Source organism: Seohaeicola sp. 4SK31 (assembly GCF_028802875.1).
GTDB lineage: Bacteria > Pseudomonadota > Alphaproteobacteria > Rhodobacterales > Rhodobacteraceae > Seohaeicola.
Window position 1 is genome coordinate 1 of sequence record NZ_JARAMP010000045.1, and the last position, 16,692, is coordinate 16,692.

At 62.3% G+C, this 16,692-nt stretch carries 15 protein-coding genes; 7 read left to right on the plus strand and 8 right to left on the minus strand.

Going from position 1 to position 16,692, the window contains the following annotated elements; translation table 11 throughout:
* Positions 1-240: 240 nt before the first annotated feature.
* From PVW27_RS20390 to PVW27_RS20405, 4 genes are read right to left on the minus strand one after another with little or no spacing between them, the layout of a single operon-like run.
* Positions 241-1,179 carry a 2-hydroxyacid dehydrogenase gene (locus PVW27_RS20390; RefSeq protein WP_274560885.1) on the minus strand — a complete coding sequence of 313 codons (939 nt, stop codon included), beginning with the start codon at positions 1,177-1,179 and terminating at the stop codon, positions 241-243.
* A 12-nt stretch (positions 1,180-1,191) separates the two neighbouring features.
* Entirely contained in the window at positions 1,192-1,932 is a 741-nt protein-coding gene (locus tag PVW27_RS20395; RefSeq protein ID WP_274560886.1) for an SDR family oxidoreductase, read from the minus strand.
* Positions 1,929-2,561 carry a glutathione S-transferase family protein gene (locus tag PVW27_RS20400; protein WP_274560888.1) on the minus strand — a complete coding sequence of 211 codons (633 nt, stop codon included), beginning with the start codon at positions 2,559-2,561 and terminating at the stop codon, positions 1,929-1,931. Before PVW27_RS20400 ends, PVW27_RS20395 begins: the two co-directional genes overlap by 4 nt.
* 17 nt (positions 2,562-2,578) lie before the next feature.
* Positions 2,579-4,270, minus strand: coding sequence for a thiamine pyrophosphate-binding protein (locus PVW27_RS20405; RefSeq protein WP_274560890.1), 1,692 nt, complete (start codon positions 4,268-4,270; stop codon positions 2,579-2,581).
* Positions 4,271-4,457: 187 nt separating this feature from the next.
* Here PVW27_RS20405 and PVW27_RS20410 point away from each other — a divergent pair, with 187 nt between their 5' ends.
* The gene (locus PVW27_RS20410) at positions 4,458-5,198 is read left to right on the plus strand and encodes a FadR/GntR family transcriptional regulator (protein WP_274560892.1); all 741 of its coding nucleotides are present in this window, start codon (positions 4,458-4,460) and stop codon (positions 5,196-5,198) included.
* Between the two features lie 5 nt (positions 5,199-5,203).
* On the opposite strand, the gene PVW27_RS20415 is transcribed toward PVW27_RS20410, so the two are convergent.
* Entirely contained in the window at positions 5,204-5,962 is a 759-nt protein-coding gene (locus tag PVW27_RS20415) for an HpcH/HpaI aldolase family protein (RefSeq protein ID WP_274560894.1), read from the minus strand.
* Positions 5,963-6,037: 75 nt separating this feature from the next.
* On the opposite strand from PVW27_RS20415, the gene araD reads away from it, so the two are divergent.
* Genes araD through PVW27_RS20435 form a run of 4 tightly spaced genes read left to right on the plus strand, consistent with a single transcriptional unit; the run spans position 6,038 to position 10,942 of the window.
* On the plus strand, positions 6,038-7,768 hold the full coding sequence (gene araD, locus PVW27_RS20420; RefSeq protein WP_274560897.1) for an L-arabinonate dehydratase: 1,731 nt from the start codon (positions 6,038-6,040) through the stop codon (positions 7,766-7,768).
* A gap of 15 nt (positions 7,769-7,783) precedes the next feature.
* Positions 7,784-8,692: a dihydrodipicolinate synthase family protein gene (locus tag PVW27_RS20425; protein WP_274560899.1), complete on the plus strand. Its 909-nt coding sequence runs from the start codon at positions 7,784-7,786 to the stop codon at positions 8,690-8,692.
* A 13-nt stretch (positions 8,693-8,705) separates the two neighbouring features.
* A complete protein-coding gene (locus PVW27_RS20430) occupies positions 8,706-10,226 on the plus strand; it encodes an aldehyde dehydrogenase (NADP(+)) (RefSeq protein WP_274560900.1) in 1,521 nt (506 codons plus the stop codon).
* A gap of 5 nt (positions 10,227-10,231) precedes the next feature.
* A complete protein-coding gene (locus PVW27_RS20435; protein WP_274560902.1) occupies positions 10,232-10,942 on the plus strand; it encodes a ribonuclease activity regulator RraA in 711 nt (236 codons plus the stop codon).
* A gap of 104 nt (positions 10,943-11,046) precedes the next feature.
* On the opposite strand, the gene PVW27_RS20440 is transcribed toward PVW27_RS20435, so the two are convergent.
* Together PVW27_RS20440 and PVW27_RS20445 are read right to left on the minus strand one after the other, a co-directional pair.
* Positions 11,047-12,963 (minus strand): TRAP transporter permease, encoded by a 1,917-nt coding sequence (locus PVW27_RS20440; protein ID WP_274560903.1) that lies wholly within the window; start codon positions 12,961-12,963, stop codon positions 11,047-11,049.
* 71 nt (positions 12,964-13,034) lie between these two features.
* Positions 13,035-13,961, minus strand: coding sequence for a TAXI family TRAP transporter solute-binding subunit (locus PVW27_RS20445; RefSeq protein WP_274560904.1), 927 nt, complete (start codon positions 13,959-13,961; stop codon positions 13,035-13,037).
* A 215-nt stretch (positions 13,962-14,176) separates the two neighbouring features.
* On the opposite strand from PVW27_RS20445, the gene PVW27_RS20450 reads away from it, so the two are divergent.
* Positions 14,177-15,247, plus strand: a complete 1,071-nt coding sequence (locus tag PVW27_RS20450) for a malate/lactate/ureidoglycolate dehydrogenase (RefSeq protein WP_274560905.1) — start codon at positions 14,177-14,179, stop codon at positions 15,245-15,247.
* A gap of 11 nt (positions 15,248-15,258) precedes the next feature.
* Here the strand turns inward: PVW27_RS20450 and PVW27_RS20455 are convergent, their stop codons facing one another.
* Positions 15,259-16,347 carry an AbrB family transcriptional regulator gene (locus PVW27_RS20455; protein ID WP_274560906.1) on the minus strand — a complete coding sequence of 363 codons (1,089 nt, stop codon included), beginning with the start codon at positions 16,345-16,347 and terminating at the stop codon, positions 15,259-15,261.
* Between the two features lie 235 nt (positions 16,348-16,582).
* Here PVW27_RS20455 and PVW27_RS20460 point away from each other — a divergent pair.
* The coding region (locus PVW27_RS20460) for an NAD(P)-binding domain-containing protein (RefSeq protein WP_274556742.1) at positions 16,583-16,692 on the plus strand (110 nt) is incomplete at its 3' end.

A 16,692-nucleotide genomic window follows, 5' to 3' on the forward strand; every position in this document is an offset into this window, starting at 1 on the left:
CCGGGCCAATGCGCCATGGCACATGCCAACTATTTGGGGAGCGCACGCGCCATGGCGCTTAGTGCCCCGCCACTGGCCTACTTTTGCGCCGCCACGTGGCCGGTTTTGTCTCCGCCGTTGACAACACCATATGTCGGGCGTTACGCCGGTTTCTCGCAGCATGCCCGTCATGCAGCGTGGCCAGATTCCATGACGATAAGATTGCGGCCTGTCACGTCGGCAGATGCGGTTGTCTTCGTCTTAAGTAACGGGTGTGAGCACCGGCTGACCGTCAAGCAAGGCCCGGATATTCGCGCGCTGCAAACGTCCCATGTCGCGGCGAGTTTCAATCGTGGCCGTGCCGATATGGGGCAGGGGCAAGACATTCGGCAGATCCACCAGACGCCGATCTGGTTGCGGTTCGTTCAGGAAAACATCCAGCGCCGCGCCGCGAATGGTTCCGTCGGTCAGTGCTGCCAGCAGGGCAGGCTCGTCCACAACCGTGCCGCGCGAAAGATTGATCAGATGGCCGTCGGGCCCAAGTGCGCTCAGGACCTCGGCATTGATCAGGTTCACCGTTTCGGCCCCTCCGACGACAGTCACGAACAGATCGTCCACCGCATCGGCCAGTGACACGGAGTCCCGATGAAACTGCCAGCCTGAGGGCGTATCTTTGGGGCTGCGGGCGCAGTAATGCACATCGCATTTGAACGCGGCCAGACGGTTCGCCAATTCGCGCCCGATGCGACCCATACCAAGGATGCCGACCCGTCGCCCCGTGGCCTTGCGCGCCAAAGGCGGCCCGCCGGCCGCCCATGCACCGCTACGCACATTGACGATCCCACGCTCGACCTCGCGCAGCAGGCCCAGCCACATGGCCACGGCCAGATCGGCCACGTCATCGTTCAGCACATCGGGCGTATTGGTCACGACGATCCCGCGGGTTGCGGCGGCGGCCAGATCAACGGCTTCGTAGCCCACGCCATAGCGGGCGATCAGTTCCAGAGCGGGCAACTTGTCCATCTCGGTTGCCCCAAAGGCTTCATGGCTTTTGCAGGCGACGGCGCGGACAAGGGCGCGGGCCTCTATAGGCAAAAGCTCCAGATCGGCGAGGGCGGGGAGTTCCGGGCCGCCGAACTCCGCGCGCAGCGCCTCGGCGTCCATGGCGGCATATGTGCCGATGCTCAGAACCTCGGTCATGTGGGAATCTCCTTATCCGCGCCCGATGAAGGGCATGGTCATGGGCATCACGGTCAGGAATTGCACATTGGCCCCGTCGGGCAGGCTGGCCATGTGCAGCACGCTGTCAGCCACGACTGAGACGTCGATCATCGCCTCGGGTCGGATCGAGCCATCGGCCTGCATCACACCCTTGGCCATGCGGTCCGCCATGCCCGATGTGGCGTTGCCGATGTCGATCTGCCCGCAGGCTATGCCAAAGGCGCGCCCGTCCAGAGACAAGGCCCGGGTGATCCCCGTCACCGCATGTTTCGCCGCCGTATAGGCAATCGTGCCCGGACGGGGCGCATGGGCGCTGATGGAGCCGTTGTTGATGATCCGGCCGCCTTGCGGGTCCTGCGCGCGCATCCGGGCAAAAGCGGCGCGGGCGCAGAGGAATACGCCTGTCACGTTCACATCCAGCACAGCGCGGAAATCATCCGGGGCGATCCGGTCTGGTGTGTCTGCGCCCAGATTGCGACCGGCATTGTTGAACAGCACGTCGATCCGGCCCCAGCGGTCGAGAACCGTGTCAAAGACCGCATCGACCGCTGCCTCATCCGTGACATCACATGGAAGGATCAGCGCCTGCGGATCCGCCTGCGCGCTTTCGGTCAGCGCGTCGGCACGGCGACCGACCAGCGCAACGCGCCAGCCGTTGTCCAGAAAAAGCCGGGCGGTGGCCCGGCCTATCCCGCTTCCTGCACCGGTGACGACGATGGTTCGCGCGCTCATGCGGGCATCGGAATTGGCCCGACATCGCTCGGCACTTGGTAGCCGCGCTGCACGGCAGGGCGTTCTGCCAGCGCACGATACCAGCGCAGCACGTTGGGAAAGGCCGTCAGGTCGATCTCATGCCAGTCGTGGCGCGCGGCCCAGGGGAAGATCGCCATATCTGCGATGGAATAGTCGCCTGCGACATGCTCATTGTCGGCCAGTTGTCTGTCCAGCACGGCGTAAAGGCGCTTAGCCTCTTTCGCGAAACGCTCTTCTGCGGGCTGCGACAGACCGCGATTGAATTTCAGGAACACATGCGCCTGTCCCAGCATCGGGCCAAACCCACCCATCTGCCACATCAGCCACTGCATCACTGCGGCGCGGGGCTTGACGTCGGTCGGCAGAAAGCGCCCTTCGCGCTCGGCCAGATAGATCATGATCGCACCGGATTCGAACAAATTGACCCCGGTATCGTGATCCACGATGGCCGGGATCTTGTTGTTGGGCGCAATGGCCAGGAAATCGGGGGCGAACTGTTCATCCTTGCCGATGTTCACCGCGTGGACCGTGTAAGGCAGGCCCAACTCTTCGAGCAGGATCGAAACCTTGCGGCCGTTCGGTGTGCTCCAGGTGTAAAGGTCGATCATACTGCTGTCCTTTCGGGTCATGCGGTGATGCCTGCGGCAGCCCGCAGCTTGGTGATCGTCGTGCGCGAGGTGATCTGTTCGGGGTCCGTCACCAGCTCCAGCACAGCAGGCTTGCCCGAGGCGCGGGCCCGGTCCAGAGCCGATGCAAAATCCTCGGTCCGCGTCACGCGCTCGGCATGGCAGCCATAGCCTTCGGCCATGCGGACGAAATCATGGGTTCTCAGATCGGTGCCAGAGACGCGCAGCGGGTGATCGCGTTCCTGATGCATGCGGATCGTGCCATACATGCCGTTGTTGAACAGCAAGACGATGGGGGTCGCGCCATATTGCGCGGCGACGGTCAATTCCTGACCGCTCATCATGAAGCCGCCATCGCCCACCATCGACAGAACGAGGCTGTCTGGGTGACGTAGGCTGGCGGCGACAGCGGCGGGGACGGAATAACCCATCGAGCCACAGGTCGAGCCGATCTCGCGCCCCGGTCTGCCGAACCGCAGAAAACGCTGCGCCCAGCCAGTGTGATTGCCCGCATCCAGCGTGATGATCGTGTCGGCGGGTAGCGTGTCGCGGATATCGCAGAGCGCTTGGCCCATATCCAGCGCCCAACCGCCATCGGCGGGGCGGGCGGTATCGGCCATGTATTCGCCGCGCAAGGTGGCGCACCAATCGCCCCAGATGTTCTGCCGCGCCAGATCGACACCCGCCAAGGCGTGGGCCACACCCTCCATCGCGGCGCAAAGGCCCAGTTCGGGGCCATAGACGCGGCCGATCTCATCGGCGTCGGGATGCACATGGATCAGGCGCTGGCGCGTCTCGGGCGGGGTCAGGTTGGTATATCCCTTGGTCGTCATCTCGCCCAGACGCGCGCCAAGGACCAGCACCATATCCGCCTCGGCCATGCGTTTGTGCAGGGCGGGCGCGGTGGCGGTGCCGAATTCGCCGACATAGCTGTCAGAGCGGTTGTCGATCGCATCCTGCCGACGGAAGGATGTGGTGACAGGCAGCTTGTTGGCCTCGGCAAAGCAGCGGATCGCGGCAGCAGCTGCATCGGTCCAGCCAGAGCCGCCCAGCAGCAGCATCGGGCGTTCGGCCTGCGCCAGCAGGGCGGTCAGATCATCAATTTGTGCTTGTGTGATCGCGGCCTGTGTCGGCTCATAGGGACGGGCATCGGCGACGCTTACGGTTGTGGTCAGCATATCCTCGGGCAGGGCCAGAACCACGGGACCGGGACGACCGGAAGTGGCCACACGGAAGGCGCGGGCCATGTATTCGGGGACCCGTTCGGGGCTGTCGATCTGCGCCACCCATTTGGCGAGGCCACCGAACATCTGGCGGTAATCCACCTCCTGAAACGCTTCGCGGTCCAGCATGTCGCGTCCGACCTGACCGATCAGCAGGATCATCGGTGTGCTGTCCTGTTGCGCGATATGCACGCCGATACAGGCGTGGCAGGCCCCCGGTCCGCGCGTGACCATGGCGATGCCGGGCTTGCCCGTCAGCTTGCCATAAGCTTCGGCCATATTGGCGGCGCCAGCCTCGTGACGGGCATTGATCAGGGTGAACCGGTCTGACACGTCATGAAGCGCGTCCAGCACCTCGAGATAGCTTTCGCCCGGAACGCAAAAAGCGCTATCGGCCCCGTGCACCAGAAGCTGGTCCACCAGAACCTTGCCCGCCGTGCGGGAATTCGGGGTCGGAGCCTGTGTCATATGCTGCACCGCTTTCTACTTGGGTTTTTCCCTGTCTCGCCTGAACAGCAACAAGTTGTCAATAATATTTACAACATAGATCGTTATGTGCATGCTGGCCGGGCACAGAGTCAGGAGTTTCCTACCGCATGCCACTGTTTGTCTCAACTGCCACAGCCGGCATCTCCTCAGACTTGGGGGGGCGGGCATGACACCACCGGGCAAGGCCGAAGATCCGCTGCTGAATGCGACCATCCGCAAGCGCGAGACTTTGGCAGACCAAATCTATGGTCGCATTCTCGAGTTGATCGCATCGGGGCAGTTGGCCGAAGGCGACAAACTGCCATCCGAACATCAGATCAGCGAACGTTTCGAAGTTTCCCGCCCTGTCGTGCGCGAGGCTCTGGCCCGTCTGCGCGACGACGGCATTGTGTCGGCTCAGCATGGTGTTGGCAGTTTCGTCAGGCGTCGTCCGCCGCAGGGCTTGATCGAGCATGCGCGGGCTGATGATGTTGCAGGCTTGATGCGGTGCATGGAGGCGCGGCTGTCACTGGAAGCCGCAGCCGCCCGGCATGCCGCGCTGCGCGCGACACCGCGCGATCTCGAGCGGATCGAGGCGGCATTGGCGCACATGGAACACACGATGCGCGCGCGCAAGCCTGTGCGCGAGGCCGATTTCGACTTCCACATGGCCGTTGCCGAAGCCAGCGGCAACGAGATCTTCTGCGATATGCTGAATGCCACCCGCGTGCTGATGCTGCAGGCCATCGGTGTCGCGCAGCAGTTGACCAGCGCAGGCACCGATGCGCGGATCGAAGCCGTTCTGGACGAGCACCGCCAGATCCTTGAAGCGATCCGCAACCGCGATGCAGAAGGGGCCGCATTGCTCATGAGCTATCATCTGGTGCAGGCCCGTCGCCGGGTCACCGATCAGGAGCGGCGGGTATGAGGCTTTCAGCCCTTCACATTGGCGATCAGGGCATCGAACTGGCGCGCCAACAGCCAGCTGTCGCCAGCAACGGCAACGAAATCGAAGCCGCGCGCGAAATAGCCACGCGCCAGATCGCTGCCGAAACCCAGGATGCCGATGGGTTTGCCTGCGGCTTTGGCCATGTCCCGTGCCTTGTCGATCAGGGCTTGCGGCTCGGGGTGTTGCGCGCCCCCCAGATGGCCCATCGCGGCCGACAGATCAGCGGGGCCGATGAAGATCGCGTCCACGCCGGGCACGGCGGCGATCTGCGGGATCGCGGCCACGGCCTGCGGGGTTTCGACCTGCACGATGATGCACAGATCATCGGCATATTGCCTGAGGTAGTCGGGATTGCGCCCGTAGTTGTTGGCGCGCGTGGTCATCGACAGACCGCGCATTCCGTCGGGCGGATAGCGCGTATAGCTGACAGCGCGCGCGGCATCGTCCGCGCTGTCGATCATCGGGAACATCAGACTGCGTGCGCCCAGATCCAGCAATCGCTTGACCATCACAGGCTCTGCACTGGGCACACGCACCACCGCCTCGACCGGGCCAGCCATGGCCGCGCGCAGGTGATGCCCGATCCCCGACAAGGGCGTGGGCGAATGTTCCATGTCGATCAAAAGCCAGTCCGCGCCGCTGCCAGCCGCGATCTCGGTGGCGGCGGGCGCATCCAGCGACAGCCAGATCCCCGCCATGGGTTGCCCCGCGGCCAGCCCGGATTTCAGTCGATTGTGCGGCATGACATGTCCCTCTCCCTCTGATGCCACCGCTATAGCCCCAATCCCACGCACGCCCAAGACCCGAAGGATCACCCGATGCCCAAGACACCTGAAACCCTGCGATCTGCACGCTGGTTCGCGCCGGATGACCTGCGCAGTTTCGGCCACCGTTCACGCATGATGCAGCTTGGCTATGCCGAGGAGGAGTTTCGCGGCAAGCCGATCATCGGCGTTCTGAATACATGGTCAGAGATCAATTCCTGCCACGGCCATTTCCCCGAACGCGCCAAGGAGGTGAAGCGCGGCGTCTTGCAGGCGGGCGGTTTTCCGGTCGAGATGCCGGTTCTGTCGGTGGATGAGCAATTCACCAAACCCACCTCGATGATCTATCGGAACATGCTGGCGATGGAGACGGAGGAGGTGATCCGCTCGCATCCGTTCGACGGCGTGATCCTGATGGGCGGTTGTGACAAGACCACGCCCGCGCTGATCATGGGGGCGCTGACAGCGGGGGTGCCGTTCATCTTCATGCCTGCCGGGCCGATGCTGCGCGGCAATTATGCGGGCAAGGTTCTGGGGTCCGGCTCGGACGCCTGGAAATACTGGGACGAGCGGCGCGCGGGCAATATCTCGGATGCGGAATGGCACGGGGTGCAGGGCGGGATTGCGCGCAGTCACGGGGTCTGCATGACGATGGGCACGGCAAGCACCATGACGGCCATCGCCGATTCTCTGGGCCTGACGCTGCCGGGGGCGTCGTCCATTCCCGCTGTGGACAGCAATCACAGCCGCATGGCCAGCGGCAGCGGACGGCGCATCGTCGAGATGGTGTGGGAGGATCTGACCCCTGACCGGATCGTGACTGATGCGGCGGTGCGCAATGCCGCGATTGTCGCCATGGCCACGGGCTGTTCCACCAATGCGGTAGTGCATCTGATCGCCATGGCGCGGCGTGCCGGTGTGGATCTGAGCTTGGACGATCTGGACGCACTGGGGCGGTCCACGCCTTTGCTGGCGAATATCCGGCCCTCGGGCAGCAATTACCTGATGGAAGACTTCTATTACGCAGGCGGTCTGCTGGCGATGATGAAGCAGATCGCGGATCGTCTGGATACGTCCTGCATGACCGTGGCGGGCACGACCGTGGGCCAGAATATTGCCGATGCGCAGGTGTATAATGACGATGTGATCCGCCCGCTGTCGAACCCGGTCTATGCGGAAGGCTCATTGGCGGTGCTGCGCGGCAATCTTTGCCCCGATGGGGCGGTGATCAAGCCTGCGGCCTGTGATCCGAAGTTCTACACCCATGAAGGCCCCGCGCTGGTGTTCGACAGCTATCCCGAGATGAAGAAGGCGGTGGATGACGAAAACCTTGAGGTGACGCCGGATCATGTGATGGTGCTGCGCAATGCGGGGCCATTGGGAGGACCCGGTTTTCCCGAATGGGGGATGCTGCCGATCCCCAAGGCGCTGCTGAAACAGGGGCATCGCGATATGCTGCGCATCTCGGATGCGCGGATGTCGGGCACGTCCTATGGCGCTTGCGTGCTGCATGTGGCGCCCGAGGCGTTTGTCGGCGGGCCACTCGCCCTGTTGAAAACGGGTGATATCGTGCGGCTGGATCTGGCCGCGCGGCGGCTGGATATGCTGGTGCCCGACGCCGAGATCGAGGCGCGCCGCGCGGCTTGGACACCGCCGGAACCACGCTATCAGCGGGGCTGGGGCTACATGTTCTCCAAGCATGTGGGGCAGGCGGATACAGGTTGCGACTTTGATTTCCTGACGCGCGAACATGGCCCTGCGGCGGGCGAGCCTGATATTTTTTGATCCGAAAGGCGTAAGATGACGGACAAGACAAAGGCCCTTGAGGCAGCGCTGACCGGGATATCGGGCATCCTCGTGACGCCCTATGATGCGGCGGGTGAGATCGCGCCGGAACGGTTGGTTCCGATCATCGACCGTGCGCTGGGGGCGGGGATGCATATCCCGGTCGTCAACGGCAATACGGGCGAGTTCTATGCCCTGACCACGGATGAGGCCTGCACCATGGCGCGCGAGGTTGTGGGCATGGTCGGGGATCGCGCGCCGGTTCTGGCGGGTGTCGGGCGTGGTATCCGCGACGCGTGCCGCCTTGCGCGTATGTCCGCAGATGCGGGTGCTGCGGGGTTGATGGTGCATCAGCCGCCCGATCCTTTCGTCGCGCCGCGCGGAATCGTGGATTATCTGCACGCGGTCAGTGATGCCTCGGGCGGGTTGCCGATGATGCTGTATCTGCGCAATGCCGCCATCGGCACGGCGGCGATTGCCGCGCTCTGCGCTGTGCCCGGTGTGCGCGGCGTCAAATGGGCCACGCCCAACCCGATGCGTCTGGCCGAGGCACAGGCGGCCTGCGATCCAGATATCGTCTGGGTTGGTGGACTGGCTGAAATCTGGGCACCTGCCTTTTATGCCGTGGGCGCGCGGGGCTTCACCTCTGGTCTGATCAATGTCTGGCCCGAACGCTCGATGGCGATTCATGCCGCGTTGGAGGCAGGGGACTATGTGCACGCCAATGCCCTGATCGCGGGGATGAAAGCCTTCGAGGATATCCGCGCAGCTGAAATGAACGGGACCAATGTCACCGGGGTCAAGGCCGCTCTCGCGGCGATGGGGCAGGATTGCGGACCGACGCGCCCGCCGTCTGCATGGCCGCTGACCGCGCAACAGCAGCATCTGCTTGACGGTTTCCTGCGCGCAAATGAACTGATCTGAAGGACGAACATTCATGACCTATACGCCACACGGCCGCCATCTGATCGCAGGTGACTGGATCGCCAGCGAGACCACGTTTCGCTCGGACCCGGCACATGGCCCCGCCCATGATTTCAGCGAGGCAACACCCGATCTGGTGGACCGCGCCTGTCAGGCCGCCGAGGATGCTTTCTGGAGCTTTGCAGAAACCACCCGCGCCGAACGCGCGGCGTTCCTGATCGCCATCGCAGAGGAAATCGAGGCACGGGCCGAAGCCATCACCGAAATCGCAACACAGGAAAGCGGTCTGCCGCAAGCCCGGATCGAGGGCGAGCGTGGGCGCACGACGGGACAATTGCGTCTTTTCGCGGATCATATCCTCAAGGCGGATCACCTTGATATTCGCATCGATCCAGCACTGCCAGATCGCAAACCCTTGCCGCGCCCAGATATCCGCATGGTGCAGCGGCCCTTGGGTCCGGTTGCCGTGTTCGGGGCGTCGAACTTTCCGCTCGCTTTCTCGACCGCCGGGGGTGACACGGCCTCGGCCTTGGCCGCCGGTTGCCCCGTTGTGCTGCGTGGTCATGCCGCCCATCCCGGCACGGGCGAGATCGTGGCCGAAGCGATCCATGCCGCGATCCACCGCAGTGGCATGCCCGCCGGGGTCTTCGCCTTGATCCACGGAGGAGGCAACGCCGTGGGGCAGGCTTTGGTGACCCATTCGCTGATCCGCGCTGTCGGCTTTACCGGCAGTTTGCGTGGGGGTAGGGCGCTCTTCGACCTTTGCGCCGCGCGACCCGAACCGATCCCGTTCTTTGGAGAGCTTGGCAGTATCAACCCGATGTTCCTGCTGCCCGAGGCGATGGCTGCGCGCGCGGATGCCATCGCGCAAGGATGGGCTGCAAGTCTGACGATGGGGGCGGGGCAGTTTTGTACCAATCCGGGCGTGGCTCTGGTTGTTGAGGGACCGGATGCTGACCATTTCGCCGACGCCGTGCTCTCGGCGCTGTCGGATGTTTCGGAACAGACGATGCTGACGGGCGGTATCGCGTCAGCCTATCGCAAGGGATGCGAGGCAGCGTTGTCCGTTCCGGGGGTGTCGGCCGTGAAAGCGAAACTCGCAGATGGCCGCAACGCTCTGCCGATGTTGATCCGCGTGAGCGGTGACACGTGGCAGGCGCAGCCTGACCTGCATCACGAGGTGTTCGGTCCGCTGGGTATCCTGATCACGGTCAAGGATCTTGCCCAGATGGAGGCGATCGCCCGTGATCTGGAGGGGCAACTGACCTGCACACTCCATATGGATGAGGGTGACACTGTCTTGGCCCGTCGTCTGATGCCTGTCCTTGAACGCAAGGCGGGGCGTTTGCTGGCCAATGGTTTCCCGACCGGGGTCGAGGTCTGTGATGCGATGGTGCATGGCGGACCATATCCTGCCAGCACGAATTTCGGCGCGACCAGCGTGGGTACAATGGCGATCCGACGCTTCCTGCGACCCGTCGCCTATCAGAACATGCCCGCGGCCCTGTTGCCCGCAGATCTCCAAGAAGGATGACACCGATGGACAAGACCTTGCGTGACCAGTTGATGACCGTTTCTGTCGCAACCCTGTCGACTGTTTTGTACAAGCGCGGTTTGCGCAATCAGGTGATACAGGGGGTGCGCCCCGTGGCTGCCAAGGGGCGCAACATGGTCGGCCCCGCCGTCACCCTTCGCTATATCCCCGCGCGCGAGGATCGCAACGGGATCGAGGTGTTCCGCCGCCCCGATCACCCGCAGCGTGTGGCCGTCGATACCTGTCCCGAAGGGGCCGTGCTGGTGATGGATTGCCGCAAGGACCCGCGCGCCGCGTCGGCGGGGGATATCCTTGTCACGCGGCTGATGATGCGGGGTGCGGCCGGCGTTGTCACCGATGGCGGATTCCGCGACGCGCATGAGATCGCGGGTCTTGATATCCCGGCCTATCACACGCGCCCGTCCAGCCCCACTAACCTGACCCTGCACGAGGCTTATGATCTGAACCTGCCCATCGGCTGCGGCGATGCGCCGGTATTTCCGGGTGATATCATCGTGGGGGATGCCGATTGCGTGATCGTGATCCCGCAGGATATCGCCGCCGATGTTGCGGCTGAAGCTGTCGAAATGTCGGTCTACGAGGATTTCGTGGTCGAGCAGGTCAAGGCAGGCGCCTCGATCATCGGACTTTATCCCTGCACCAAGGATGAACATGCGCAAGCCTTTGCCGCATGGCGCAAGGATAAAGGCCGCTGAGGTGCATACCTGATTCCGGTCTGGGGTCAGTCAGCACGCCTTGTGAAATGCAGAAAGCCGGGAAAAGATCCCCGGCTTGTCTGTTTGCGGTGGTGTCGAAACTTCTAACGCTTGGCGCGCCGCGCGGCTTCGGCTCTCAGTGTTTCGTTCAACGAGACACGCGGCTCATTATTCTCCTCATCCCAGCCATCCGACCTTTCCCGAGAATTCAGGAACAGGGCAAGCAAACCCAGTGAGAGACCAATCACATCCGTCACCAGCCCCGGGTTGATAAGGGTAAGTGCCGCGGCCACCAACAGGCTGCGTGCGATCCATCCCGTCGGCCTGAGCAGGAAACCTGCAAGACCCGCCGCGAGGAAGGTGACCCCCATCGTGGCGCTGAAGGCGGTCAGCACGATTTCTGTCCATGTGCCGATCATCAGAAGCGATGGGCCGAACACGAACATGAAAGGGATGATATACCCGGTCAGTCCCAGTCGCACCGCAACCCATGACGTCGCCATGACTGGCGATTGCGCGATGCCGCAAGCGGCGTAGACGGCAATGGCCACGGGCGGCGTGATGGCGGACAGGATCGCGTAGTAAAAGACGAACATATGCGCCGCCGGGATCGACACGCCCATGTTGACAAGCGCAGGCACCAGCAGCGCGACCTGAACAATATAGGCCGGCGTTGTCGGCATCCCCATGCCCAGCACGATTCCGGCCATCATCGTCAGGATCAGGGCGAAGATCAGTTGCTGCCCCGCCGCGGCCTTGACCAAGCCGGTAAAGGTCAGGCCCAGCCCGGTCTGCGCGATCACACCGATCACGATACCAGCTGTCGCACAGGCCAGCGCCACAGCGACAGAGTTGACAGCCCCCGAGTGCAACGCGTCGATCAGCTTGGGAAAGCTGAACTCGTGCCGCGTCGTCTTGCGCATGAGCACGACCGGGATGACCGAAAGGATTCCGCTCAGCGCCGAGAAGGGCGCGGAATAGCCTCCCATCAACATGCCGACGATCACAACTAGTGGCAGGAACAGATGCCCCTCATCCTTCAGAACTTTGCCCACACGAGGCAGGTCCGATTTGGGTAGGCCCTTCATGCCCCGTTTACGTGCCTCGAAATGCACGGCAAGAAAGACAGCCAGAAAATACAGCAGGGCAGGCATCAGCGCATAACCTGCGACGGTCAGGTAGCTGACCCCCATGAACTCTGCCATGACAAAGGCAGCGGCCCCCATGATCGGTGGCATGATCTGCCCGCCAGTCGAGGCCACGGCCTCGACCGCGCCCGCGAATTGTGGGCGGTAACCGATCCGCTTCATCAGCGGGATCGAGAAAGTGCCGGTCGTCATCACATTGGCCACGGCCGAGCCAGAGACCGAGCCGAACAGGCCCGATGTCACAACCGCCACTTTTGCAGGCCCGCCTGCTGCATGGCCCGTCAGGGCCAAGGCGAAATCCATGAAGAGCTTGCCGATACCAAAGCGTTCCGCCAAGGCGCCGAAGATCACGAACAGCACCACATAGGTGGCCGAGACCTGCGCCGGCACACCAAACAGCGCATCGGTGGTCATGTATTGATATTCCAGCAGCCGAACCAGATCAGCCTGCGTGAAGAATACCTGATAGGTCAGAAAGATGACCGCCGTCAGCGGCAGGATGAACCCGATGGCGCGCCGCGTCGCCTCGAGAATGGTGACCAGCATCATCACGGCAAAGACCTGATCCATCACGGAAACAGGCCCGACATAGGCCATGCGCGTGTTGAAATAGGTCTGGTTGATGATCGGATAGCTGGCCGCCGCAAGAGCTGCGAACATGAACACGAAATCAATGATCCCGGCAGGTTTGCCGCGTCGCGACGGGGTCATCGGCAAGGCCAGATAGGCAAGCGCCAGCGCAAACCCGAAATGTGTGGCGCGCAGGGTAAAGGCATTGGGTGGGCCGAACCATGCCACGTATAGGTGAAAGAGGCTCATCGACACAGCGACCGCAATGGTCAGGCGTCGCAGCCAGACATCTACTGTCAGCATGGTTTTCATCCGGTCATTCAAGGGCAAGGAAAGGACAGGCCGCCCTTGGCGACGGCCCGTCCTCGATGCGGTTACTGGTTAGCGTCGTAGAAGGCCTTGGCCGCCGCATGCAGCGGAACGCCACCTTCGTCGCGCATCTTCTCGATCGTGATATCGCGCAGGGCGGCACTGATCGTTGCCAGATCGCCGCGCTCGGCCCACATGTTTTCCAGCAGGGCTGTCACGACGGCATCATCCAGATCACAACGCCCGATCAGCTGGGTCATGTAACCCACGACCGTCACATCCTCGGCCTGTCCGGGATAGGTGCCAGCCGCGATTGTCAGCGAGGCATAACCCGGATTGATCTCTTCACGCATCTTCCCGATGAATTCCTCGGTCAGCGGGACCATCGTGATATCGGTCGAGTTTGCCAGGTCCATGATCGCCGAAGCAGGTGCCGTGGTGCCTGCGGTGAAAAGATCGGCATTGCCGTCCTGCACAAGTCCAACACCGTCCGAATAGGACACATAGTCAACGCTGCGCATGTCGTCATAGCTGGTGCCTGCTGTTTGCAGGATGGCCCTCATGACCTGCTCGGCGGTATTGCCCACCGGCTGTGTGACGATACGTTTGCCCTTCAGATCCTCGACCGAGGCAATGCCGCTATCGGATGGCGCAACCATCTGGAAATATTGCGGATAAAGCGTGGCCATCAGGCAGATGTTATCGGCTTTCCCTTCAAAGGGCTCACGCCCTTCAAGCGCATCCACGACCGAAATCGAGTTTCCGAACGCCAGATCCGTCTGTCCGCCCTGCACGCCTTGTGCGTTGGCGACACCGCCGCCCGGCAGAACCTGCACGCCTATGCCGTCATCGGACAACATCGACTGGATCGCCCCGCCCAGCGGATACCAGGCACCGCCCTGCGGGCCGGTCATGATCTTGATCTGTTGAGCATTGGCCTGACTGGCCATGGCCGCCATCGCGACAGCTCCGGTCAAAAGAATTCTACGCATCAGTTCCTCCCTGTCAGTGTATTGAAGTGCCCGGGCCGCGAAACATCGGTCGGTGCAGGCGTGTCCATCAGGCCCGGGCGTTCCTCCTCGCCGGATCCAATGACGCCACTCCAACAGATCGAATTTAACTTGTCAAATCTATTTACAAGACAGCCAAAGCCCATCACTTCTGGCGACGAAGCGGATATTGGATTGTCCAGGAAAGTGGTGAACATATGCAGATCAACGCCCAACAACTGACTGCGCTGGCAGACACAATCCTGCGTCATGCCGGCGGACACCCGGATGCAGCGCAAAAAGTTGCCGCGCGACTGGTCAGTGCAAATCTGGCCGGGCATGACAGCCACGGTGTCGGCATGATCCCCGCCTATGTCGCGGGGATCAAGGCCGGGCATCTGATCCCTGATGCCGCGGCAAGACTGGTTCACGAGAATGGCCCGTTCCTTTTGGTGGATGGTCAGCAGGGCTTCGGACATGTCATCGCAGAACAGGCGATGACCATGGCGATTGCAAGCGCCGGAACAAGCCAGTTCGCTGTTCTGTCACTGCGCAACAGTTTCCATCTGGGGCGTCTTGGTGACTGGGGGGCCATGGCCGCCGAGGCCGGGTTCATCTGCATCATCTATGCCAATGTGCAAAGTCCCAGACCGCTGGTGGCCCCGTTCGGCGGCAGTGACGCACGTTTTGTAACGAACCCTTATTGCACAGCGATCCCGGCCACCGACAAGACCCCTATGTTCTTGCTGGATATGGCGACAAGCACCATCGCCATGGGTAAGGTCAGGGTGGCCCATCTCAGCGGCAAAGCCGTGCCACAGGGTGCGCTGGTCGATTCCCTTGGCCATCCGACCACGAACCCTTCCGTCATGTTTGACGATCCAACTGGCGCCCTGACGACCTTCGGAATGCACAAGGGATTCGGCCTTGCCCTGTTGGGTGATCTTCTGGGCGGCGCGCTCAGCGGCGGGGGTGCCTATGCTCCGGAACGCGAGGTGCCGTCTCGAATCCTCAACAACATGCTGGCCATCCTGATTGATCCCGCGGCTTTCGGCTCGGTTCAGGACTTTGAGAACGAGGTGGACAGATACACCGACTGGGTGAAGGCATCGCCACCCGCCCCGGGCGTGGATGCAGTGCAGTTTCCGGGCGATCCGGAACGGCGCAGCACGCAGGAGCGGTTGATCCACGGCATTCCCATGGATGACGGAACATTCGGCCAGTTGATCGAGACGGCAAGCTCTGTCGGTGTCCCACAGGACATGATCGACGCGTTCGTTCTGGGCTGATCCGACGCTCACTAGTCCGGATGCAGGCCCCATCTGTCTGCAAGCCGCGCCGTGACCGCAATGATCGAACTTGCAAAAGGCAGGATGATGAAGATCCGGATCACATGAAACGCGGTCACGATGGCAAGACCTTCTTGCAGGATCTTGGCGGTCAGGGCCATCTCGGTGACGCTGCCGGGTGCGGTGGACAGGATCATGACCTGCCATGACTGACCGGTCAGCCATGACAGCAGCAGCCCCATCCCAAGACACAGCAGGATCAGAAGGATCGCGGCAAAGATCGCGCCAGGGATGAACCCCTGCGCCCGACGGAACAGATCGCGGTCGAAGACAGCGCCCAGCCAGACGCCCAGAAACACCTGCGCCAGCACAAGCACCGGATAGGGGTAGGCAGTGATCGGCAAACTGAAGGCGGCGGCCAGTGTGGCTCCACCCAACGAGCCGACAAAGAACGGGTTTGCCAGACGAACGGTGCGGGCCGCGAAGGCGCCGGCGATACCCGCAAGGCACAACAGCACGCTTCCCGACAGGGTCCACGGCGTCTGCGACAGAACCTTTATCGGGTCCTTGATGGTGCCGTCGATGGCGACGATGGCAGGGGGTATCAGAACAACCAGAAGGACGATCCGCAATGTCTGGGAAAAGACGATCGGGCCCGGCTGCACCTTGTGTTTCACCGCAAGTATCGCGCTTTCCACCGGACCCATAGGGATTGACGCGAGCGTTGCGGTGATCACATCGACCTTGGTTATGCGCATCAGAACCGCTGCAACCACAAAGCCCAGAGCGATGGTTGCCAAGGCAACGGCGATCATGGGCAACAGCAAGGAGTCCATCGCTTTGACAGCCTCAGGGGTGAAGGACAACCCGACCGAGGTCGCGATCAGGACCTGCCCGATCTGCCGGGTCATGGCAGGAATCGGAAGCGGCTGTTCCAGCATTCTGACGGTCGAAGCAAAGACCATGGCCCCAAGCATCCATGGCAGCGGAAAGCGCACCCAATGGGCAAATACCCCGAAAAGAAGCGCGCCAAGATAGAGCATCACCACATGGAGCAGCCGCATCAGCGGTCTCTGGGAAGGGCCTGTTTGATCAGTCATGCGGTCGTTTCAGTCGGCCTGTCGACAAAGTTGTGTTGCGTCGTCATGGGGTTGTGTTCATGAGACATCTTCAGCGTCCGCCTATCTGGGGCCAGCAACATAAGATTGTAAAGCCGACGCGCCGATATACTTTTTCGGTAGGCGCGCAGTTGAAGCGCGCAAGCGCATACCGCTTGCATTCGGGCTTTGGTCTGGACACAAACCAAGCGAACAGAACGAGGGAGGGACAAGGACAATGGCGAAACTGGCATTTCTGGGTTTGGGCGTGATGGGCTATCCGATGGCGGGGCATCTGGCCGCCAAGGGGCATGAGGTCACGGTCTACAACCGCACCGCCGCCAAGGC

Excerpts from the sequence above, each read along its gene's own strand:
- PVW27_RS20440 (WP_274560903.1), bottom strand. The coding sequence starts at position 12,963 with ATGCTGACAGTAGATGTCTGGCTGCGACGCCTGACCATTGCGGTCGCT.
- PVW27_RS20400 (WP_274560888.1), bottom strand. The coding sequence starts at position 2,561 with ATGATCGACCTTTACACCTGGAGCACACCGAACGGCCGCAAGGTTTCG.
- PVW27_RS20395 (WP_274560886.1), bottom strand. The coding sequence starts at position 1,932 with ATGAGCGCGCGAACCATCGTCGTCACCGGTGCAGGAAGCGGGATAGGC.
- PVW27_RS20390 (WP_274560885.1), bottom strand. The coding sequence starts at position 1,179 with ATGACCGAGGTTCTGAGCATCGGCACATATGCCGCCATGGACGCCGAG.
- PVW27_RS20455 (WP_274560906.1), bottom strand. The coding sequence starts at position 16,347 with ATGACTGATCAAACAGGCCCTTCCCAGAGACCGCTGATGCGGCTGCTC.
- PVW27_RS20415 (WP_274560894.1), bottom strand. The coding sequence starts at position 5,962 with ATGCCGCACAATCGACTGAAATCCGGGCTGGCCGCGGGGCAACCCATG.
- PVW27_RS20435 (WP_274560902.1), top strand. The coding sequence starts at position 10,232 with ATGGACAAGACCTTGCGTGACCAGTTGATGACCGTTTCTGTCGCAACC.
- PVW27_RS20425 (WP_274560899.1), top strand. The coding sequence starts at position 7,784 with ATGACGGACAAGACAAAGGCCCTTGAGGCAGCGCTGACCGGGATATCG.
- PVW27_RS20405 (WP_274560890.1), bottom strand. The coding sequence starts at position 4,270 with ATGACACAGGCTCCGACCCCGAATTCCCGCACGGCGGGCAAGGTTCTG.
- PVW27_RS20450 (WP_274560905.1), top strand. The coding sequence starts at position 14,177 with ATGCAGATCAACGCCCAACAACTGACTGCGCTGGCAGACACAATCCTG.
- PVW27_RS20410 (WP_274560892.1), top strand. The coding sequence starts at position 4,458 with ATGACACCACCGGGCAAGGCCGAAGATCCGCTGCTGAATGCGACCATC.
- araD (WP_274560897.1), top strand. The coding sequence starts at position 6,038 with ATGCCCAAGACACCTGAAACCCTGCGATCTGCACGCTGGTTCGCGCCG.
- PVW27_RS20445 (WP_274560904.1), bottom strand. The coding sequence starts at position 13,961 with ATGCGTAGAATTCTTTTGACCGGAGCTGTCGCGATGGCGGCCATGGCC.
- PVW27_RS20430 (WP_274560900.1), top strand. The coding sequence starts at position 8,706 with ATGACCTATACGCCACACGGCCGCCATCTGATCGCAGGTGACTGGATC.